Source organism: Blastococcus sp. SYSU DS0828, from assembly GCF_054050975.1.
In genome coordinates this window covers 170,353-189,532 of sequence record NZ_JBJHAK010000001.1, presented here as the reverse complement: position 1 = coordinate 189,532, position 19,180 = coordinate 170,353, and the positions used below count along the sequence as shown (strand labels likewise).

The following is a 19,180-nucleotide window of genomic DNA, read 5'->3' as shown; positions in this document are numbered from 1 at the left end:
GGTGACGGCGACCACCGCGGACCCCGCCCCGGTCGGGGATGCGTTCCTCTCCGTGCGCGACGTCCAGCTCCGCTTCGGCGGCGTCGTCGCCCTGGACGGCCCGTCGTTCGACCTCCGCCGGGGCACCATCTGCGGGCTGATCGGCCCCAACGGTGCCGGGAAGACGACGCTGTTCAACTGCATCAGCCGTCTGTACGAGCCGGACTCGGGCGCGATCGAGCTCGAGGGGCGCAACCTGCTGGCGCTGCGGACCGAGCAGATCGCCGAGGTCGGCATCGCCCGGACGTTCCAGAACCTGGGCCTGTTCGGATCGATGACGGTGCTGGAGAACGTGCTCGCCGGCGGCTACCACCGCACCCGGGCGGGGTTCTGGCCGAGCGCGCTGGGGCTGCCGGGGGTGCGGCGGGAGGAGCGGGCGGAGATCGACCGGGCGCGGGCCCTGCTCGACGACCTGGGGCTGTCGCACGTCTCGTCGTCCCTGGCCGCCGGCCTGCCCTACGGGACCCTCAAGCGGGTCGAGCTCGCCCGCGCGCTGATGGCCAGGCCCCGGCTGCTCATGCTCGACGAGCCGGCCAACGGGCTCATCCACGAGGAGGTCCTCGAGCTGGCCGACACCATCCGGGGGCTCTGCGACGCACACCGCCTCTCGGTGCTCCTCGTCGAGCACCACATGGCGATGGTCATGCGGGTCTCCGACCAGGTCGTGGTGCTGAACCTGGGCCGCAAGATCGCCGACGGGACGCCGGACCAGGTGCGCGCGGACCCCGACGTGGTCGAGGCCTACCTGGGGGCACCGGCATGAGCCTGCTCGAGGTCGAGGACCTGGACGCCGGCTACGGGCCGGTCGAGGTGCTGCACGGGGTGGGCCTCTCGGTGGACCACGGGGAGGTGGCGGTGGTGCTCGGCGCCAACGGGGCGGGGAAGACCACGCTGCTCCGGGCGCTGTCGGGCATGATCCGCGGCAGCGGCCGGGTGTGCTTCGACGGGCAGGAACTCGTCGGGCTGCCCAGCGAGCGCATCGCCGCGCTGGGTGTCGCGCACGTCCCGCAGGGCCGGGGCACGTTCGGCTCGATGACGGTGCAGGACAACCTGCGCGTCGGGGCCTACCTGCGCACCGACCGGGACGAGCGCCGGCACCTGGACCACTGGTACTCGGTCTTCCCGCGCCTGGGTGACCGCCGCGACCAGCAGGCCGGCAGTCTCAGCGGCGGCGAGCAGCAGATGCTCGCCATCGCCCGGGCGCTCATGCCCTCGCCCCGGCTGCTCCTGCTCGACGAGCCGTCGCTGGGCCTGGCCCCGAACACGACCCGCTCGCTGTTCGAGTCGCTGCGGCAGATCAACGCCGAGACGGGCACGGCGATGCTCGTGGTCGAGCAGAACGCCCAGCTGGCCCTGGACATCGGCAGCTCCGCCGTGCTGCTCGAGGCCGGCCGGGTCGTCTCCTCCGGACGGGCCGCGGACCTGCGCGACAACGACGACATCCGCCGGGCCTACCTCGGCTACTGACCCTCACACGGCCCTGCCCCCGGGTGCGGCCGAAGGAGCACACATGGAACTGCTGTTGCAGCAGGTGGTGGACGGCATCGCCACCGGAGCGCTGTACGGGGCGCTCGCGCTGAGCGTCGTACTGGTGTACCGGGCCTCGGGGATCGTCAACTTCGCGCAGGGCGAGATGGCCATGTTCGCGGCCTTCCTCACCTGGCAGCTCTACGCGTGGGGGACCCCTCTCGCCGTGGCGATCCTGATCGCGATGGTGGTCGCCTTCGCCTTCGGCGCGGGCGTGGAGCGGGTGCTCATCCGCCCGTTCGGCACGAGCCCGTCGGCGCATCTCTCCCTCATCATCGTCACGCTGGGGCTGATGCTCTGCCTGACCAGCGGGGCCGGCTGGGTGTGGGGCTACCTGACCAAGGAGGTGCCGCCGGTCTTCGGCTCGGGCGCGGTCGACCTCGGCCCCGCCGCGGCGTCCCGGCAGGCCCTGGGCATCGTGCTGACGGTGGCCGTCGTGGCCGGGCTCCTCTACTGGTTGTTCCAGCGCACCCGGCTGGGGCTGGTCATGCGCGCGGCGGCGAACAACCCGGAGTCGGCCCGCCTGTCGGGCGTGCCCGTGGGGCGGATGCTGCTGCTCGGGTGGGGGCTCGCCGCCGCGATCGGGGCCCTGGTCGGCTCGCTGGCCGCCCCCCAGCTGTTCCTCCAGCCGAACATGATGGCCGCGATGCTGCTCTACGCATTCGCCGCGGCGACGCTGGGCGGCTTCGACAGCCCGGTCGGGGCGCTCGTCGGCGGTCTCATCGTCGGCGTGGTCGAGAACCTGGCGGGCACCTACGTCGACGTCATCGGCAACGACTTCAAGCAGGCGGTGGCCCTGGTGATCATCATGGGCGTCCTGCTCCTCAAGCCCGAAGGGCTCTTCGGCACCAGGACGGTGGCACGGGTATGAGCACGAGCACGAGCACGAGCACGAGCACCAGCGCCGGCACCCGCACGAGCGCCCGGCCACCGGCGCCCGGCCGCTCGCTCTCCGGCCGGCTCGCCCTGCTCCGCCAGGCGCAGGCGCCGCTGGACGCACCGACGTGGCTGCGCACCGCCGTCTTCTCGGCCGTGGTGGCGGTCGCCGTCCTCGTGCCGCTGTACTCGCCGCCCTACGTCAACTTCGACCTGAGCATGGTCATGATCTACGCGGTCGTCGGCATGGGTCTGAACCTGCTGACCGGCTTCAACGGGCAGATCTCCCTCGGGCACAGCGCCTTCTTCGCGACCGGCGCCTACATCGGAGCGGTGCTGATCCAGGAGGGCTGGCACTACCTCGCGGTCCTGCCGGTGGCGGTCGTCGCGACGTTCGTCATGGGGTACCTCTTCGGGCTGCCGGCGCTGCGGCTGCAAGGGCTGCAGCTGGCGCTGGTGACCTTGGCGCTCGCGATCGTCACGCCGGCGGCGATCAAGCGGCTGGACGGCATCACCCAGGGCCAGGAGGGGATCAACGTCTTCACCGCCCAGCCGCCGGAGTGGACCGGGCTGGCGCGCGACCAGTGGGTGTACCTGCTGTGCCTGGTCGCGGTCGTGGTGGCCTGGGTGCTCACCCGGCGGCTGGCCACCGGCCGCATCGGCCGCTCGCTGGTGGCCGTGCGCGACCACGAGACGGTGGCGCGCACGCTGGGGGTCCGCAGCTCCCGGACCAAGACGACCGTCTTCGCCATCAGCGCCGCCTACGCCGGGGTGGGCGGCGTGCTCTACGTCTACGCCGTCCAGTTCGTCGGTCCGGACTCCTTCGGCCTGGTCATGGCGATCGCGTTCATCTCGCTCATCGTCGTCGGCGGCCTGGGCACGATCGGCGGCGCGGTGCTCGGCGCCTTCTTCATCACCTACGTGCCGGAGTGGACGGCCGACGTCAACCAGGCCGCGGCCGGGCTGGTCTACGGCCTGTCGCTGATCCTCTTCATGTTCGTCATGCCCTACGGGATCGCCGGGCTGTCCCGGGCGGTGCTCCGGCCGGTGGTCGACCGCATCCCCGGACGCAGGGGGCCGCTGAGCGGCCGGGCGCCGGAGACACCCGCTCCCGTCACCGCGCCGGACACGACGGCGCGCCCACCGGGTGCCCGGGCGGGCTGACGCCCGCCGGACCCCCCGTCCCGACCCCGCCGGCCCGGTCGTCCGCGCCGGCAGAACAGGAGGCCCCCGTGCCCGCTGCGACCGTCGCCCACGGCGAACCGGATCTGCAGGACATCTCGCTGGAGGTGGTCGACGGGATCGCGACGATCACGCTCCAGCGCCCGGACTCGCTCAACGCCTTCACCGACCGGATGGAGGTCGAGCTGCTCGAGGCCCTGGACCGCTGCGACGCCGACGACGCCGTGCGCGCCGTCGTCCTCACCGGGGCAGGGCGTGCCTTCTGCGCCGGCATGGACCTCTCGGCGAGCACGGCCGCGTTCGACGGCTGGCGGACCGACGAGGACGGCGAGGGGCCGCGGATGCGCCGCGACGGCGGTGGCCGGGTGGTGCTGCGCATGTACGAGCTGCACAAGCCGATCATCGCGGCGATCAACGGGCCGGCGGTGGGCGTCGGCATCACGATGACGCTCGCCGCCGACGTGCGCATCGCCGCCGAGGACGCCCGGATGGGCTTCGTCTTCAACCGACGCGGGCTGGTCCCGGAGTCGTGCTCCTCGTGGTTCCTCCCGCGCGTGGTCCCGCTGCAGACGGCGCTCGAGTGGGTGCTGACCGGCCGCGTGTTCCCGGCGGCGGAGGCCCGCGCCGCGGGGCTCGTCCGCAGCCTGCACCCGCGGGCGGAGCTGCTGGAGGTCGCCTACGCGCTCGCCGCGGAGATCGCCGACAACACCGCGGCGGTCTCGGTGGCCCTCGCCCGGCAGATGCTGTGGCGGATGCTCGGCGCGCAGCACCCCGTCGTCGCGCACGAGGTGGAGACGCACGCCCTGAACGTCCGGGGCACCAGCGACGACGCCCGGGAGGGCATCGCCGCCTTCCTGGAGAAACGGCCGGCGCGGTTCCCCGGCGTGGTGTCGCGGGACCTGCCCGACGTCTTCGCGGGGCTGCCCGCCCCGGAGTACCGCGAGCCGCTGACCAGCGATCGGGAGGCACGGTGAAGCGCACCCTGTACACGACCGACCACGAGGACTTCCGCGGCGTGGTCGCCGAGTTCGTGGCCCGCGAGGTGGCGCCCCACCTCGAGCGGTGGGACGACGAGCGGCTCATCGACCGCGAGGTCTGGCTCAAGGCCGGTGAGCAGGGCGTCATCGGGCTGTCGGCGCCGGCCGAGCACGGGGGCGCCGGGATGGCGGGCGACTACCGCTACCGCTTCGTCGTCCTCGAGGAGCTGGCCAAGGTCTTCGCCGCGTCGGTGGCCTCCGGGTTCTCCCTGCAGGACGACATCGCGATCCCCTACATCGTCTCCCTGGGCACCGAGGAGCAGCAGCGGCGCTGGCTGCCCCGGATGTGCGCCGGCGAGATCATCGGCGCGATCGCCATGACCGAGCCGGGCACCGGCAGCGATCTGCAGGGCATCCGCACCTCCGCCCGCAAGGTCGAGGGCGGCTGGGTGGTGAACGGTGCGAAGACGTTCATCACGAACGGCATCCAGTCCGACCTGGTCATCACCGTGGCGCGCACCGATCCCGCCGGCGGGCCCGGTGGCTTCAGCCTCCTGGTGGTGGAGCGGGGCATGGCCGGATTCACCCGGGGCCGCAAGCTCAAGAAGGTCGGGCTTCAGGCGCAGGACACCGCCGAGCTGTTCTTCGAGGACGTCTTCGTGCCCGACGAGAACCTGCTGGGCGCCGAAGGCGGCGGGTTCCGCCAGCTCATGTCCCACCTGCCGCTGGAGCGCCTCTCCATCGCCGCCCACGCGGTGGCCGTCGCCGGGGCCACGCTGGCCGCGACGCTGGACTACACCCAGCAGCGGACGGCCTTCGGGCAGCCCGTCGCAGACTTCCAGAACACCCGCTTCGAACTGGCCGACGTCTCGACCGAGGTCGACGTCACCCAGGTCTACGTCGACCGGGCGGTGCTGGCGTACAACGACGGCGAGCTCGGCGCGGTGGACGCCGCCCGGGCCAAGCTCTGGGGGAGCGAGGTGCAGAACCGGGTGATCGACCGGTGCCTGCAGCTGCACGGCGGTTACGGCTACATGCTCGAGTACCCGGTGGCGCGGGCCTTCCAGGACGCCCGGGTGCAGCGCATCTTCGGCGGCACGAACGAGATCATGCGCCAGATCATCGGCCGCGACCTGGTGGGCCGGAAGTGAGCGCCGCGGGCCGGCCCGGTCGGCCGGGAGGACACGCGTGAAGCTCGGACTGGCCCTGGGTTACTGGGGTGCGCGGCAGCCGGAGGGGCAGGCGGAGCAGGTCGCGCTCGCCGAGGAGCTGGGCTTCGAGTCCGTCTGGACGGCCGAGGCCTACGGCTCGGACGCCCTGACGCCGCTGGCCTGGCTCGGCAACCGCACGGCGCGGCTGGAGCTGGGGACGGCGGTGGTGCAGTTGTCGGCGCGCACCCCGGCCGCGACGGCGATGGCGGCGATGACGCTGGACCACCTCAGCGGCGGACGCTTCGTGCTGGGCCTCGGCGTCTCGGGGCCGCAGGTGGTCGAGGGGTGGTACGGCCAGCCGTACCCCAAGCCCCTCGCGCGGACCCGCGAGTACGTCGAGATCCTGCGCCGGGTGATGCGGCGGGACGTGGTCCGGTTCGAGGGGGAGCACTACACCGTTCCCCATGCCGGGGGCACGGGCCTCGGCAAGCCGCTGCGCTCGACCGTCCACCCGGTCCGCAGCGACATCCCGGTGCTGCTCGCCGCGGAGGGGCCGAAGAACGTCGCGCTGGCGGCGGAGATAGCCGACGGGTGGATCCCGCTGTTCTACTCGCCGCACGACGACGCCCACTACCGCGCGTCGCTGGCGGAGGGGTTCGCCCGGCCGGGCGCCCGTCGCACCCCGGACGACTTCCGCGTCCCGTGCATGGTCGGCGTCGAGATCGACGACGACGTCGAGGCCGCCGCCGACCGGGTGCGCCCGATGCTCGCGCTCTACATCGGGGGGATGGGCGCGCGTGGCGTCAACTTCCACTACGAGGTGCTCGCCCGCATGGGCTTCGAGGCCGAGTGCGCCCGCATCCAGGACCTCTACCTCGACGGACGCAAGGACGAGGCGGTCGCCGCCGTGCCGTTGGCGATGGTGGAGAAGGTGGCCCTGGTCGGCCCCCGGGAGAAGATCGCCGACGACCTCGCCGCCTGGGAGGAGTCCCTGGTGACCACGATGCTCGTCAGCGGATCGGCCCGGACCCTGCGCACCATGGCCGAGATCGCCGGCTGAGCCGCCCGGCGGCGGGGGGAACCGCCGCCGGGCCGGCCGGCGGGTGCTCAGCGCCGCGTGTAGACCGGGGACCGCTTCTCGACGAACGCGGCCGTCGCCTCGCGCGCGTCCGCGGTGAGCGCGGTGATGACCTGCTGCCGGTTCTCGAACTCGATCGCCGCGGCGAACGACGCCGTCTCCAGGGCGATCCACATGCCCTGCTTGGTGAGCTCCACGGACGCCGGCGGGTTGCGCAGGATCTCCTGCGCCGTGGCCAGCGCGCGGTCGACCAGCTGGTCGTCGGCCACGACGTCGACCACCAGGCCCATCGTCCGCGCCTCCTCGGCGGTGAACCGGCGCCCGGTGAGCATCAGCTCGTGCGCGCGGCCCGCCCCGACGATGCGGGGGAGCAGCCACGACACCCCGATGTCGCACGCGGAGTACCCGGCGCGGATGAAGCCGACGGCGAAGACGGCCGATCGGGCGGCGATGCGGATGTCGGAGGCGCAGACGAGCGCCAGACCGCCACCGGCCGCCGGGCCGTTGACCGCGGCGATCACCGGCTGCGGGAGCCGGTGCAGCTGCTCGGCGAGCCGGGCGATCTCCCGCTGCCGGTCCAGCGCCGCCAGCACGGTGCCGTCGCGCTCGACCCGCTGGTCGTCCCCGTCGTAGCCGTGCAGGTCCAGGCCGGCGCAGAACGCCCGCCCGGCGCCGGTCAGCACGACGACGCGGCACTCGCGGTCCGCGGCGATCGAGGTCAGGGCGGCGCCGAGCTCGGCCACCAGCTCGGCGCTCATCGTGTTGAGCCGGTCGGGGCGGTCGAGGGTGACGGTGGTGACCCCGGGAACGGGTGTCGTCAGCCGGACGAGGGCCATGGCGCACTCCCTTAACGATCGATCACTACCAGCCTAGGGTGGGTGGGCCAGCGGAACCAGGGTCCTGGGAGGAAATCGCCATGGGTGAGCAGCAGCGGGTGACCACCACGGTCGTCGACGGGGTCGCGTCGGTGACCCTCGACCGCCCCGACAAGCTGAACGCACTCGATCCGGCGATGTTCGAGGCGCTGGTCGACGCCGGGACCGCGCTCATCGAGCGGGACGACGTCGGCGCCGTGGTGCTCGCCGGCGCGGGCCGCGCGTTCTGCGCCGGCCTGGACTTCGCGCAGTTCGCGGCGATGCGGGACGGCGCGCGCGGGGACGTGGTGGCCGACCGCCCGCAGCTGGGCGCCGCACGAGCGCTGGCTCAGCAGGCGGTGCACGTCTGGTCGCTGGTCCCGGCCCCGGTCGTCGCGGCGGTGCACGGCGTGGCCTTCGGGGGAGGGCTGCAGGTCGCCCTCGGCGCCGACATCCGGATCGTCGCCCCCGACACCCAGCTGTCGGTGATGGAGATCCAGTGGGGGCTGGTCCCCGACATGATGGGGACCCAGCTGCTGCCCGAGCTGGTCGGCCGGGACGTCGCGAAGGAACTGGCCCTCACGGGGCGCAAGGTGGACGGCGCGGAGGCGGTGCGGATCGGTCTGGCCACGCGGCAGGCCGACGACCCGCTGGGCGCCGCCCGGGCGCTGGCCGAGGAGATCGCGGGGCACGGCCGCAACGCCCCCCGCGGCGTGAAGCGGCTGGTCGACCTCGCCGGCCGGGTGCCCCTCGAGGAGGGGCTGCAGGCCGAGCAGGACGTCATCCGCGCCCTCATCGGTTCCGAGGAGCAGGTGGCCGCCGTCCGCCGCCGTCTCGCCCGCTGACCTGGTGCCCGCATCGGCCGGCGGCCGCCCGAGGGCAGCCGCCGGCCGATGCGGTCTCAGGCCTGGTGCCGGCGCCGCCCGGCGAAGCCGAAGAGCGTGCCGGCGACCTTGCGGATCTGGATCTCCTCCGCGCCCTCGGTGATCCGGTAGCGCCGGTGGTGCCGGTAGATGTGCTCGAAGGGCTGGTTGCGCGAGTAGCCCTCGCCGCCGTGGATCTGCATGGCCCGGTCGGCCGCGTCGCAGACCAGGCGGTTGGCCCGGTAGTTCGCCATGGAGACGTACTCGCTCACGTCCGTCGGATCGCCGGCCTCGTCGAGGGTCCAGGCCGCCTTGCGCACCAGCCCCCGGACCATCTCCGCCTCGGTGTGCAGCTCGACGAGCGGCCACTGGATCGCCTGGCGGCGGGACAGCGGCTCGCCGAACGTGACGCGCTCCCGGGCGCGGGCGACGGACCGGTCGATGCAGAACTGGGCGGCGCCCAGGCTGGAGGCGGCCTGGCGGATCCGGTTCTCGTGCAGGAAGTGCTGGGCGATGGTGAGCCCCTCGTCCTCGGCCCCGAGAATGGTGCTCGCCGGCACGCGGACGTCGCGCAGCGAGACGTTCGCGTGATCGGTCGGCATGTTGAAGGTCCAGTCGTAGCTGGTGACCTCCAGGCCGGGCGTGCCCATCGGCACCACGAAGGCGGTGATGCCGCGGGCGTCGCCGTCCTTCCCGCTGGTGCGGGCGAAGACGACGTCGTGCGTCGCGCTGTGCACCCCGGAGTTCCAGCGCTTGCGACCGTTGATCACCCACGAGTCGCCGTCCCGCACGGCGCGGGTCTCCATCCACGTGGCGTCGCTGCCGTGGTCCGGCTCGGTGAGGGCGAAGGCCACCCCCCGGGTGCCGGTGATCATGCCCTCGATCAGGTCGTCCTTCTGCTCCTGCGTGCCGAACTCGTGGACGATCATCACGAACGGGAGGTTCGCGACGACCGAGGACTCGTTCTGCAGGTCGTTGTGCAGGCCCAGGCCGCGGTGGGCCAGGTGCTCGCGGACGACGGCCATCTCCAGGTTCGTCGCGCCCCGTCCGCCGAGCTCCGCAGGCAGGGCGTACCGGAAGAAGCCGGCCGCGTCGGCCCGGCGTTTCATCTCGGCGAGCAGCTCCTCCCACTCCCGTCGGGGGGTGCCCCCGGCCTCCCAGTCGGTGCGGGCCCACTCCCGCCGGTGGTCGAAGTACTGCTGGTTCTCCTCCTCCAGCGGGAGGATCTCCTTGTCGATGAACGCGTCGAGCTCGTCCAGGAAGCGCTGCAATCGGTCGGGGAGCACGAAGTCCATGGTCATCCGTCCTAGCGTGTGTTTTAGTGAGCGCTAGGTTAGGGCCCTCCGGGCGGGGCGTCCAGGGTCTGCGGCGCCGCGGATCCGAGGGGCCGCCGGGGGGCCGGCCACCGGACGCGTCCGGGACTGCTCCGTCATCGCCACCTGGTCCGCCGCGGCGGACCGACCACCACCGGGAGAGCTGGTGCACCGTCATCCCGACCTCGCGATCGATCTCCTCGCGCCCTCCGCCGCGCTGAGCCGGCGGGCCGGAGCCGCCTCCGCACCGGCCGCCGGGAGCACGCGGTGAGCGGGCTGTTCGACCTGACCGGGCGGGCCGCGCTGGTCACCGGCGGCGGCTCCGGCATCGGGCTGGGCATGGCCAGGGCGCTGGCCGGCGCCGGCGCGGCCGTGACCCTGTGGGGGCGCAACGGACAACGCGTCCGTGCGGCCGCCGACGCGCTCCGCGGCACCGGCGCCGACGCGCACGCGCAGCAGGTGGACGTGTCCGACGAGGCCGCCGTCGCCCGCGGGATGCGCGCGGCGGCGGACCTCCTCGGCGGGCTCGACGTCGTCGTGGTCAACGCCGGTGTCGGGTTGCCGCTCGCCCCGCTGGTCCAGGCGTCCACCGAGGACTACCGGGCGACGATGGCGACCAACCTCGACGGCGCCTTCTGGACCGTCCGGGAGGCCGCCCGGGTGATGCTGGAGCGCGGCAGGCAGGGGCGCCCGGGCGGATCGATCATCGCCGTGGCGAGCCTCGCGGCGATCGAGGGCGCCGGGCGCAACCACGCCTACGGCATGGCCAAGGCCGGCCTCACCGGGCTGGTCCGGTCCTCGGCCGTCGAGCTGGCCCGCCACGGCATCCGGGTCAACGCCGTCCTCCCGGGGTGGATCGCCACGGACATGACCGCCGCCGCGCAGACGTCGTCGACCGTCACCGACCGGGTGATCTCCCGCGTCCCCGCCGGCCGCTGGGGCGAGCCGGACGACTTCGCCGGCGTCGCCGTCTACCTGGCCGGCGACGCATCGGCCTACCAGACCGGCAGCACCGTGGTGATCGACGGCGGCTACAGCGTCTTCTGAGCACCGGCTCCCGATGCTCCGGTCGCGGGGCGGTCGAGGCCGTGCCGACCAGCACGACCAGCCGGCCCGGTCAGCAGGTGCGCGCCGGGGGCGGTGCGGGGCCGATCCGGGCCGGGCGCCGTCCCGGAGCGGCGCCCAGTGCGCTCAGCGACCCCGCGGTGGCCGGGCGCGGCGCAGCCGGCCGAGGAACCGGCCGGGCGCCGTGGCCTCCGGGCGCTCCGTCGGGAGGGCGATCGAGCCGGCCGTGCGCCGGAGCTCCGTCTCGAGGTCGGACCGCCGGCGCTCGAGCTCGGTCACGTCGGCCAGCAGCGCGGCCCGGCGCTCCGCGGCCTGCGCATCCAGGCGGTCCCGGAGCGCCGCCGCCTCGTCGTCCGCGCGCCGGCGTTCCGCCCGGGCGGTCGCCAGCATCCGGACGACCTCGTCCCTGCCCTGCACGCGGAGGTGGGCCACATCGGCCGCGGCCTGCTCCCCGAGACGAGCGGCTTGGTCGGCGGCGCGCTGCTCCACGGCGCGCGCGGCCGCCGCGCGGGCCTCCGCCTCGGCCGCGGCGTCACGGCGGGCCTGTTCGGCGTCGTCGACCACCCGCTGCGCCGCCGCGACCATCGCCTGGGCCCGCGTGGCGGCGTCGGCGATCGTCTCGCCGGCCCGCGCCCGGGCATCCGCCAGCTCGGCCTCGGCGCGGGCCGTGAGCTCGTCGGCCTGCCTGCGGGCCGTGGCGCGGAGGGCCTCCGCCTCGGCCGTGATGCCCTCGGCCTGGTCGGCCGCCGCGGCGAGCATCGACCCGATGCGGTCCGACAGCCGCAGGAACTCGCCGCCACCGGCGGAGTGGTCGAGCAGCTGGCGCGCGTCGTCGAGCGCGGCCTGGGTCTGCAGGCAGCGGGCGAGCAGGTGCTCCCGCTCCCGGTCCGCCGTGGCGAGTTCGTCCTCCGCCCACTGGACGTAGGTGTCGACCTGGAACCGGTCGTAACCGGCCAGCGCCCGGCCGAACATCGGCGCGGCCCGGAAGATGGTGGGCAGGTCCCCGGAGACGTTCGGCGGCGTGCGCTCGGCCGGCGGTGCGCTGCCGATGACCTCGACAGCGCTCTGGTCCTGCGTCGCAGTGCTCATGCCGCTGCCTTCTCCTGTGCTGTTCCGGCGACCATCGCGCTGACGCTAGGTCGGCGGAGCGGCGGCGCGCCCGTCCAGCACGGGGCTCGTCACCCGGCGGGGTGGGGTGCGCACCCGGTCCGGCCGTCGCGTCCGGTGGCCGTCGCCCTGCGTGACGTCCCCCGGTGGGGTGAGTGGCGCCGCGCGGGCGTTCACGGCCGGCCGGCGCGGGGCACACCGTGGCGCATGGCACCGTCCAGCTCCGCCCCGGCCCCGGGCAGCATGACCGTCGACGTCCTGTTCCAGTGGGAGGTGCTGGCCACCGTCGTGCTGGTGGCGGCCGTCCTGGCGATCGCCGCCGTCGTGGCGCTGTCGGCCGCACCGGGGGCGAGCGACCGCTCCGAGTGGCAGCGCTGGCTGGCCGCGCGGTCGCGGACGGGTGCGGAGCCGGGCGGACCGCGCGCGGACGGCTGACCCGCCGCAGCGCGTCGGGCGGAGCCCGGTCAGGCCGTGGAGAGCACGACCTTGTACTGGCCGGGACGCGGCTGGATCGCCGCCGCGAAGGCGGCCTGGACGTCGTCGACCGGGTGGACGTCGCTGACGTAGACGTCGCGCAGCTCCGGGTGTGCGGCGAGGTAGGTGCCCGCGTCCCGCAGCACCCGCGCGCGCTCGAGCGTGACCCCGGCGCGCAGGGTCAGGTTCTTCCGCAGGAAGGTGATCATGTCCAGCGGGTAGACCGGGTCGTCGGGGATGCCGAAGTAGAGCAGTTCGCCGCCCGGTGCGACGGCGACCAGGCAGTCCTGCAGCGTCGTCACCTGGTGGCCGACGGCCTCGACGACGACAGCGGGCCGGTCGGCGTCGCCGAGGGACGCCGCCCACAGGCTCGCGCCGGCGGTCACCGTCTCGTCGACGCCGAAGACGTCGGCCGCGGCGCTGCGGTCGACCCGGTCGACCCCGACGACGACACCGGCGCCGCGTTGCTTCAGCACGTGGCTGAACAGCAGCCCGATGGGCCCCTGGCCGACGACGGCGACCACCTTCCCCCGCACGTCACCGAGCTGCTCGGCGGCGTAGAGGACACAGGCGAGCGGCTGCAGCATCACGGCCGTGGTCGGCGCCAGCGCGGTGTCGTAGCCGGCCAGCCCCTCGCCGTCGGTGACGACCAGCTCGGCGATCCCGTCGAAGGCGGCCGCCCAGCCGACGACCAGGTCACCGGGGGAGTGCGCGGCGTGCCGGCTGGCGACGACCTCGCCGACGACCTCGTGCAGCGGGAAACCGGGCGCCCGCCTCGTCCGGTTCGCCGGGTCCGCGGCGTGCAGGAACGGCGCGCCCTTGAAGAACGGCAGGTCGCTGCCGCAGATGCCGCCCGCCCTGGTGGCCAGCAGGACCTGCCCGTCCGCCAGGTCCTCGGCGCGCGGCGCGGTGACCTCCACCCGCTCGAAGGTGAACGGTCCGCTCAGCCGCTGCGCCCACACGCCGGTCGCCTCCCGTCGCCACGGTCGCCGTGGCGCGGCCGTCCGGGAAGTGAACCAGCGCCCGGCCCGGAGCGCAGCGGGACACCGGTCGAAGGCCGGGTCGGTGCCGCCGGGATACTGGGCAGGCCGCGCACGCGCGGCGACGCGTCGGCGCACCGGGCCGGCGGTTCCACGGTCGAGGAGGTCCCGGACGTGCCCAGAGCGCTGCTGCTGGAGAACATCGACCCGGTCGCGACCGAGATCCTCGGTGCCGCCGGTTACGAGGTCGAGTCGTTGCGGGGTGCGCTGGACGAGGCCGACCTGATCGCCGCGCTCGACGGGGTCGACGTGCTCGGTATCCGGTCCAAGACGCAGGTGACCGCCGAGGTGCTGCGCAGCCGTCCGGGCCTCTCGGCGCTGGGCGCCTTCTGCATCGGCACCAACCAGATCGACCTGACCGCGGCCGCGGCGGCGGGCGTGGCGGTGTTCAACGCGCCGTTCTCGAACACCCGCAGCGTGGTGGAGATGGCGATCGCCGAGATCATCATCCTGGCCCGGCGGCTGGTCGACCGCGACCGCGCGCTGCACGCCGGCACCTGGGACAAGTCGGCCGCCGGCAGCCACGAAATCCGCGGGCGGACGCTGGGCATCGTCGGTTACGGCAACATCGGCAGCCAGCTCTCGGTGCTCGCCGAGGCGCTCGGCATGCGGGTGCTCTTCTACGACCTCGAGGACAAGCTGGCCCTCGGCAACGCGCAGCGCTGCGAGACCCTCGACGAGCTGCTCGAGCGGTCGGAGACCGTCACGCTGCACGTGGACGGACGGGGCGGCAACGCGGGCATGTTCGGCGCCGAGCAGTTCGCCCGCATGCGGCCGCGCAGCCTGTTCCTCAACCTCTCCCGCGGGTTCGTCGTCGACCACGAGGCGCTGCGCGAGAACATCCTGAGCGGGCACATCGCCGGAGCGGCGGTCGACGTCTTCCCCGAGGAGCCGCGCGAGCAGGGCGACGCGTTCACCTCCGTGCTGCGCGGCCTGCCCAACGTGATCCTCACCCCGCACGTCGGCGGCTCGACGCAGGAGGCCCAGCACGACATCGGGCGGTTCGTGGCCGGCAAGCTCGTCGACTACACCGCCACGGGGACGACGACGCTGAGCGTCAACCTCCCCACGGTCGTCCTGCACAGCACCTCCGCCGACCGCTTCGCGCTGCTGCACCGGAACGTCCCGGGCGTCCTGGCGCGGGTCGACGCGCTCGTCGGCGAGCACGGCCTGAACGTGGACGCCCAGGTGCTGGCCACGCGCGGGGAGCTGGGTTACGCGGTCACCGACGTCAGCGACCCGCTGCCGGCCGAGCTGCTGGCCGGCCTCGCCGCCCTGCCGGAGACCGTCCGCCTGACGAGGTTCGGCCCCCGGGCGGACTGACCCGCGCGGCCTGGCCGGGGGGCCGGCGCCTCGGTACGGTCGCGGCGTGCGGCTCCCCGACGGTCTCGTGGCCGTGGTGAAGCGCGACTGCCCCACCTGCGTCCTCGTCGAGCCGGTGCTGCGGCAGCTCGGCGCCGCCGTCTGGTGCCAGGACGACGCCGGGTGGTTCGACGGTGACGACACCGGCCTGGAGCTGTCCTACCGGCTGGGCATCGAGACCGTGCCGACCCTGCTGCGCGTGGCCGACGGCGCCGAGACCGCCCGGGTGGTCGGGTGGAGCCGCGAGCAGTGGGTCGAGCTGACCGGGGTCCCGGGACTCGGTGCGGGGCTGCCCGAGCACCGGCCCGGCTGCGGCTCGCTCTCGGTGGACCCCTCGCGCGTCGACGGGCTGGAGGCCCGCTACGGCGGCAGCGGGCTGGCGAGCCGGCGGGTCGAGCTCGCCGAGCTGGAGGACGAGCACGAGGCGCTGTTCGACCGCGGCTGGACCGACGGGCTGCCCGTCGTCCCGCCGACGCCGGAGCGGGTGCTGCGGATGCTGCGCGGCACCACCCGCGATCCCGCCGAGGTCGTGGCCGTGGTGCCGCCCGACCTCGTCGAGTGCACGGTGGAGAAGGTGGCGGTCAACGCGGTCATGGCCGGCTGCCTGCCCGAGCACCTGCCGGTCGTGCTGGCCGCCCTGGAGGCCGCCGCCGCCGCGGAGTTCGCCCTGCACGGGCTGCTCGCGACGACGTACTTCTCCGGGCCGCTCGTCGTGGTGAACGGACCGGTGGCCGCGCGGATCGGCATGAACAGCGGGGTCAACGCCCTGGGGCAGGGCAATCGCGCCAACGCCACCATCGGCCGCGCCCTGCAGCTGGTGGTCCGCAACGTCGGTGGCGGCCGCCCCGGTGAGGTCGACCGGGCGACGTTCGGCAACCCGGGCAAGTTCACCTTCTGCTTCGCCGAGCGCGAGCACGACAGCCCGTTCACCCCGCTGGCCGCCGACCGCGGCGTCCCCGGGAACGCCGTCACCGTCTTCGCCGGGTCGGGCGTGCAGCCGGTGGTCGACCAGCTCAGCCGCGATCCCGGGTCGCTGGCCCGCACGTTCGCCGCGTGCCTGCGGGTCAACGCCCACCCCAAGCTGCCGATGGCGTTCGACGCGATGCTGCTGGTCTCGCCCGAGCACGGCCGGGTGTTCCGCGACGCCGGCTGGGACCGCGCGCGGCTGCTCGCCGAGCTCGAGGACCTGCTCACCCTCCCCGCCGACGAGCTGGTGCGCGGTGCCGGTGGCATGGCCGAGGGGATACCCGCCGGTCCGGCCGGGGGCGACCTGCCCAAGTTCCGGCCCGGCGGTCTGCTGGTCGCGCACGCCGGCGGCGACGCCGGGTTGTTCAGCGCGATCATCGGGGGCTGGGTGGCCGGGGAGACCGGGAGCGTCCCGGTGACCAGAGAGGTGCATGCATGAGGACCGTCCTGGACCCGACCGGGGAGCAGCGGGCGGCCGCCCGCGAGCTGCTGCCCCGCCCTGCCTCGCTGCGCGGCCGCCGCGTGGGGCTGCTCGACATCAGCAAGGCGCGCGGCGACGTCGTCCTCGATCGCCTGGCCGAGCTGCTCACCGCTGACGGGGCGGTCGTGCGCCGCTACCGCAAGCCGACCTTCGCCCGCACCGCCCCGGTGGACCTGCGGCACGAGATAGCCGAGCAGTGCGAGGTGGTCATCGAGGCACTGGCCGATTAGGGCTCGTGCACGTCGTGCAGTGTGCACGACATCGCCGACCTCGAGCGCCGCGGCGTCGTCGGGGTCTTCCTCGCCAGCGAGGCCTTCGCCGAGGCCGCCCGGGTGCAGGGTGCGGCGCTGGGCTTCCCCGCGCCGTGCGTGCTGGTGCCGCATCCGGTCCAGGACCGCACCGACGCGGAGCTGCGGTCGGCCGCGGAGTCGGCGTACCCCGCGGTGCTCGCCGCCGTCACCGCGGCCTCCGGCGGGTGACGTGGGACGCCCGCGCTGCCAGGGTGGGCCGATGACCGAGATGCCGATCAGCCGCTTCCCCCTCCGGTCCACCGGCGAGCTGCCCCCCGACCTCGCCGAGCGCTACGCGGAGGTCGCGGAGCGATCCGGGTTCCTGCCCAACGTGTTCGCCGCGCTGGCCTGGCGGCCGGACGAGGCCCGGGCGTTCTTCGCCATGCACGACGCGCTCATGGACAAGGAGACGCCGGGGCTGTCGAAGGCCGACCGGGAGCTGATCGTGGTGGCCACCAGCGCCGGCAACGACTGCCTGTACTGCGTCGTCGCGCACGGCGCCGTCGCCCGCATCCGCACGAAGGACCCGCACATCGCCGACCACGTCGCGGTCGACTGGCGCAAGGCGCCGCTGTCCCCGCGCATGCACGCCGTGCTCGCGGTGGCCACCCGCCTGGCGGCCGACCCGGCGGCGGTCACCGCCGAGGATCTGGCGGGTCTCGCCGAGCACGGGCTCACCGAGGACGACATCTGGGACGTCGGCATGATCACGTCCTTCTTCGCGCTCTCCAACCGGTTGGCGCACTTCGCGGCGATCACCCCGAACCCGGAGTTCTTCCTGATGGGCCGGCTGCCGCGGACCGCCGAGGCACCGTCCACCTGACCCTCGGGCGGGTGCGCGCTACGGTCCGCCGGTGACCGCTCCGACGACGTCCGTGCTCGCCGACGACCTCGGCTTCCCGGAGGCCCCGCGCTGGCACGCGGGCCGGCTGTGGTTCTCCGACTTCCACGACCGCGTGGTGCGCCGGATGCCCGCCGCGGGCGGCCCCGAGGTGGCGCTGGAGCTCGACGACAGCCCGTCGGGGCTGGGCTGGCTGCCCGGGGGTGACCTGCTGGTCGTCTCCATGGTGCGGCGGGCGCTGCTGCGGGTGGGGGAGGACGGCACCCGGGTGCATGCCGACCTGACCGCCGTGACCCGGTTCCGGGCCAACGACCTGCTCGTCGACGCGGCCGGCCGGGCCTACGTCAGCAGCTTCGGCTTCGACCTCGAGGGCGGCGACGCCCCCGAGGCGACCGATCTGGTCCGCGTCGACCCCGACGGCTCGGTCTCCGTCGCCGCGGCGGACGTCGTCTTCCCCAACGGCATGGTGCTCAGCCCCGACGGCCGCACCCTCGTCGTCGCCGAGACCTACGGCGCGCGGCTGACGGCGTTCGACGTCGCGCCGGACGGGGCGCTCTCCGGTCGCCGCGTCTTCGCCGAGCTTCCGGGGGTCGCCCCCGACGGCATCTGCCTGGACGCCGAGGGGCAGGTGTGGGTGGCCACCGCACGTACGCCGGAGGTGCTCCGGGTGCGCGACGGGGGAGAGGTGACCGCCCGGGTCGAGGTGGGCAGCGGCTCGCTCTCCTACGCCTGCGCGCTGGGCGGGGAGGACGGCCGAACCCTCTTCGTGTGCACCGCGCCGAGCTGGCGTCCGGGCCCGCGCGCCGGCCGCATCGAGGCCGCCCGGGTGGAGGTCGGCGCCGGCTGAGTGCCGCGGCTGGACGTGCCCTGCTCGCGCGGGCGGTGCCGCTCGGTCGCGCACGCCGCGCCGTGCGCGCAGGATCGAACCGGTTCGGGTGCGGAGAGGGAGGGCCGGATGGCGGGCAGCGCGGCGGGGTTGCGACGGCGGTGGTCGCAGGGCCGGGCCTGCCACGGGCTGTGGAACGTGCTGCCCGGGGCGGTGACCGGTGAGCTGCTCGCGCGGACCGGCGCCGACTACGTGGTCGTCGACCTGCAGCACGGGGCGACGACCGAGGCCGAGCTCCCGGGGATCTGCGCGGCGGTCACCGCCGCCGGCTCGGTGCCGCTGGCCCGCACCCGCAGCGCCCTGTTCCCCGACGTCGGGCGGCCCCTGGATCTCGGCGCCGGTGGCGTGATCGTGCCCAACGTCCGTGACGCCGAGCACGCCCGCGAGATCGTCGCCGCCTGCCGGTACGCGCCGGGCGGGGGACGGTCGGTCGGCCGGCTCTCCGGCGGGGCGGAGGAGCCGCTGGTGTTCGTGATGGTGGAGGCGGCGTCCATGCTCGCCGATCTCGACGCCGTCCTCCGCGTGGAGGGCATCGACGGTCTCTACGTGGGCCCCGGCGACCTCGCGTTGTCGCTGGAGCTGACCGGCGCCGACCGGCGGACCGAGCTGCGCACCGTCCTCTCCTCGATCATCGCCCGGGCGCGGGCCGCCGGGGTTCCCGTGGGGGTGCACGCCCGCAGCGGCGAGGAGGCGGCGGGCTTCGCCGCGGAGGGCGCCACCGTGGTCACCGTGGCCGTGGACGCCGTCTCGCTGGGCGAGGCCGCGGCGCACCACCTCGGCGTCGCCCGGGACGCCGGCCCCGGCTGAC

At 74.5% G+C, this 19,180-nt stretch carries 19 protein-coding genes and 1 pseudogene; 16 read left to right on the top strand and 4 right to left on the bottom strand.

What is annotated here, in order from left to right:
• The first annotated feature begins 1 nt into the window (after position 1).
• The 7 genes from ACI79Q_RS00915 to ACI79Q_RS00885 all read left to right on the top strand — a co-directional run bounded on the left by ACI79Q_RS00915 (position 2) and on the right by ACI79Q_RS00885 (position 6,812).
• Positions 2-802 (top strand): ABC transporter ATP-binding protein, encoded by an 801-nt coding sequence (locus ACI79Q_RS00915; RefSeq protein WP_456599240.1) that lies wholly within the window; start codon positions 2-4, stop codon positions 800-802.
• Entirely contained in the window at positions 799-1,506 is a 708-nt protein-coding gene (locus ACI79Q_RS00910) for an ABC transporter ATP-binding protein (protein WP_456599241.1), read from the top strand. Before ACI79Q_RS00915 ends, ACI79Q_RS00910 begins: the two co-directional genes overlap by 4 nt.
• A 43-nt stretch (positions 1,507-1,549) precedes the next feature.
• Positions 1,550-2,437, top strand: coding sequence for a branched-chain amino acid ABC transporter permease (locus ACI79Q_RS00905; RefSeq protein ID WP_456599242.1), 888 nt, complete (start codon positions 1,550-1,552; stop codon positions 2,435-2,437).
• Entirely contained in the window at positions 2,434-3,606 is a 1,173-nt protein-coding gene (locus ACI79Q_RS00900; RefSeq protein WP_456613944.1) for a branched-chain amino acid ABC transporter permease, read from the top strand. The genes ACI79Q_RS00905 and ACI79Q_RS00900 overlap by 4 nt, the downstream gene beginning before the upstream one ends.
• A gap of 68 nt (positions 3,607-3,674) precedes the next feature.
• Positions 3,675-4,598, top strand: a complete 924-nt coding sequence (locus ACI79Q_RS00895; RefSeq protein WP_456599244.1) for a crotonase/enoyl-CoA hydratase family protein — start codon at positions 3,675-3,677, stop codon at positions 4,596-4,598.
• The gene (locus tag ACI79Q_RS00890) at positions 4,595-5,752 is read left to right on the top strand and encodes an acyl-CoA dehydrogenase family protein (RefSeq protein WP_456599245.1); all 1,158 of its coding nucleotides are present in this window, start codon (positions 4,595-4,597) and stop codon (positions 5,750-5,752) included. Before ACI79Q_RS00895 ends, ACI79Q_RS00890 begins: the two co-directional genes overlap by 4 nt.
• A 37-nt stretch (positions 5,753-5,789) precedes the next feature.
• Positions 5,790-6,812, top strand: a complete 1,023-nt coding sequence (locus ACI79Q_RS00885) for an LLM class F420-dependent oxidoreductase (RefSeq protein WP_456613943.1) — start codon at positions 5,790-5,792, stop codon at positions 6,810-6,812.
• 47 nt (positions 6,813-6,859) lie between these two features.
• Here the strand turns inward: ACI79Q_RS00885 and ACI79Q_RS00880 are convergent, their stop codons facing one another.
• Positions 6,860-7,666 (bottom strand): enoyl-CoA hydratase/isomerase family protein, encoded by an 807-nt coding sequence (locus ACI79Q_RS00880; RefSeq protein ID WP_456612095.1) that lies wholly within the window; start codon positions 7,664-7,666, stop codon positions 6,860-6,862.
• Positions 7,667-7,746: 80 nt separating this feature from the next.
• Between ACI79Q_RS00880 and ACI79Q_RS00875 the strand changes: the two genes are divergently transcribed.
• Positions 7,747-8,529: a crotonase/enoyl-CoA hydratase family protein gene (locus ACI79Q_RS00875; protein ID WP_456612096.1), complete on the top strand. Its 783-nt coding sequence runs from the start codon at positions 7,747-7,749 to the stop codon at positions 8,527-8,529.
• A 56-nt stretch (positions 8,530-8,585) separates the two neighbouring features.
• Here ACI79Q_RS00875 and ACI79Q_RS00870 read toward each other — a convergent pair whose 3' ends face one another.
• Positions 8,586-9,848 (bottom strand): acyl-CoA dehydrogenase family protein, encoded by a 1,263-nt coding sequence (locus ACI79Q_RS00870; protein WP_456613942.1) that lies wholly within the window; start codon positions 9,846-9,848, stop codon positions 8,586-8,588.
• A 279-nt stretch (positions 9,849-10,127) separates the two neighbouring features.
• Here ACI79Q_RS00870 and ACI79Q_RS00865 point away from each other — a divergent pair, with 279 nt between their 5' ends.
• Positions 10,128-10,907, top strand: a complete 780-nt coding sequence (locus tag ACI79Q_RS00865) for an SDR family NAD(P)-dependent oxidoreductase (protein WP_456612097.1) — start codon at positions 10,128-10,130, stop codon at positions 10,905-10,907.
• A gap of 144 nt (positions 10,908-11,051) precedes the next feature.
• On the opposite strand, the gene ACI79Q_RS00860 is transcribed toward ACI79Q_RS00865, so the two are convergent.
• Entirely contained in the window at positions 11,052-12,014 is a 963-nt protein-coding gene (locus tag ACI79Q_RS00860; RefSeq protein ID WP_456587997.1) for a hypothetical protein, read from the bottom strand.
• A gap of 225 nt (positions 12,015-12,239) precedes the next feature.
• Here ACI79Q_RS00860 and ACI79Q_RS00855 point away from each other — a divergent pair, with 225 nt between their 5' ends.
• A complete protein-coding gene (locus ACI79Q_RS00855) occupies positions 12,240-12,467 on the top strand; it encodes a hypothetical protein (RefSeq protein WP_456595527.1) in 228 nt (75 codons plus the stop codon).
• 29 nt (positions 12,468-12,496) lie between these two features.
• Here ACI79Q_RS00855 and ACI79Q_RS00850 read toward each other — a convergent pair whose 3' ends face one another.
• Positions 12,497-13,468 (bottom strand): zinc-binding dehydrogenase, encoded by a 972-nt coding sequence (locus ACI79Q_RS00850; RefSeq protein ID WP_456613941.1) that lies wholly within the window; start codon positions 13,466-13,468, stop codon positions 12,497-12,499.
• A 192-nt stretch (positions 13,469-13,660) separates the two neighbouring features.
• Between ACI79Q_RS00850 and serA the strand changes: the two genes are divergently transcribed.
• From serA to ACI79Q_RS00820, 6 genes and pseudogenes are all read left to right on the top strand, one after another.
• Entirely contained in the window at positions 13,661-14,869 is a 1,209-nt protein-coding gene (gene serA / locus ACI79Q_RS00845) for a phosphoglycerate dehydrogenase (RefSeq protein ID WP_456613940.1), read from the top strand.
• A gap of 46 nt (positions 14,870-14,915) precedes the next feature.
• Positions 14,916-16,313, top strand: a complete 1,398-nt coding sequence (locus ACI79Q_RS00840) for a thioredoxin family protein (protein ID WP_456587993.1) — start codon at positions 14,916-14,918, stop codon at positions 16,311-16,313.
• Positions 16,310-16,834 (top strand): annotated as a pseudogene (locus tag ACI79Q_RS00835) (UGSC family (seleno)protein). Before ACI79Q_RS00840 ends, ACI79Q_RS00835 begins: the two are co-directional and overlap by 4 nt.
• 31 nt (positions 16,835-16,865) lie before the next feature.
• Positions 16,866-17,468: a peroxidase-related enzyme gene (locus ACI79Q_RS00830; protein WP_456587992.1), complete on the top strand. Its 603-nt coding sequence runs from the start codon at positions 16,866-16,868 to the stop codon at positions 17,466-17,468.
• Positions 17,469-17,499: 31 nt separating this feature from the next.
• Positions 17,500-18,333: an SMP-30/gluconolactonase/LRE family protein gene (locus ACI79Q_RS00825; RefSeq protein WP_456587991.1), complete on the top strand. Its 834-nt coding sequence runs from the start codon at positions 17,500-17,502 to the stop codon at positions 18,331-18,333.
• Positions 18,334-18,441: 108 nt separating this feature from the next.
• Positions 18,442-19,179: an HpcH/HpaI aldolase family protein gene (locus ACI79Q_RS00820; RefSeq protein WP_456599254.1), complete on the top strand. Its 738-nt coding sequence runs from the start codon at positions 18,442-18,444 to the stop codon at positions 19,177-19,179.
• The last annotated feature ends 1 nt before the right edge of the window (position 19,180 follow it).

What these genes read in the sequence shown, in the direction of transcription:
- ACI79Q_RS00900 (WP_456613944.1), top strand. Translation starts at nt 2,434, where the DNA reads ATGAGCACGAGCACGAGCACGAGCACGAGCACCAGCGCCGGCACCCGC.
- ACI79Q_RS00870 (WP_456613942.1), bottom strand. Translation starts at nt 9,848, where the DNA reads ATGACCATGGACTTCGTGCTCCCCGACCGATTGCAGCGCTTCCTGGAC.
- ACI79Q_RS00855 (WP_456595527.1), top strand. Translation starts at nt 12,240, where the DNA reads ATGGCACCGTCCAGCTCCGCCCCGGCCCCGGGCAGCATGACCGTCGAC.
- ACI79Q_RS00875 (WP_456612096.1), top strand. Translation starts at nt 7,747, where the DNA reads ATGGGTGAGCAGCAGCGGGTGACCACCACGGTCGTCGACGGGGTCGCG.
- ACI79Q_RS00830 (WP_456587992.1), top strand. Translation starts at nt 16,866, where the DNA reads ATGACCGAGATGCCGATCAGCCGCTTCCCCCTCCGGTCCACCGGCGAG.
- ACI79Q_RS00860 (WP_456587997.1), bottom strand. Translation starts at nt 12,014, where the DNA reads ATGAGCACTGCGACGCAGGACCAGAGCGCTGTCGAGGTCATCGGCAGC.
- ACI79Q_RS00880 (WP_456612095.1), bottom strand. Translation starts at nt 7,666, where the DNA reads ATGGCCCTCGTCCGGCTGACGACACCCGTTCCCGGGGTCACCACCGTC.
- ACI79Q_RS00905 (WP_456599242.1), top strand. Translation starts at nt 1,550, where the DNA reads ATGGAACTGCTGTTGCAGCAGGTGGTGGACGGCATCGCCACCGGAGCG.
- ACI79Q_RS00910 (WP_456599241.1), top strand. Translation starts at nt 799, where the DNA reads ATGAGCCTGCTCGAGGTCGAGGACCTGGACGCCGGCTACGGGCCGGTC.
- ACI79Q_RS00820 (WP_456599254.1), top strand. Translation starts at nt 18,442, where the DNA reads ATGGCGGGCAGCGCGGCGGGGTTGCGACGGCGGTGGTCGCAGGGCCGG.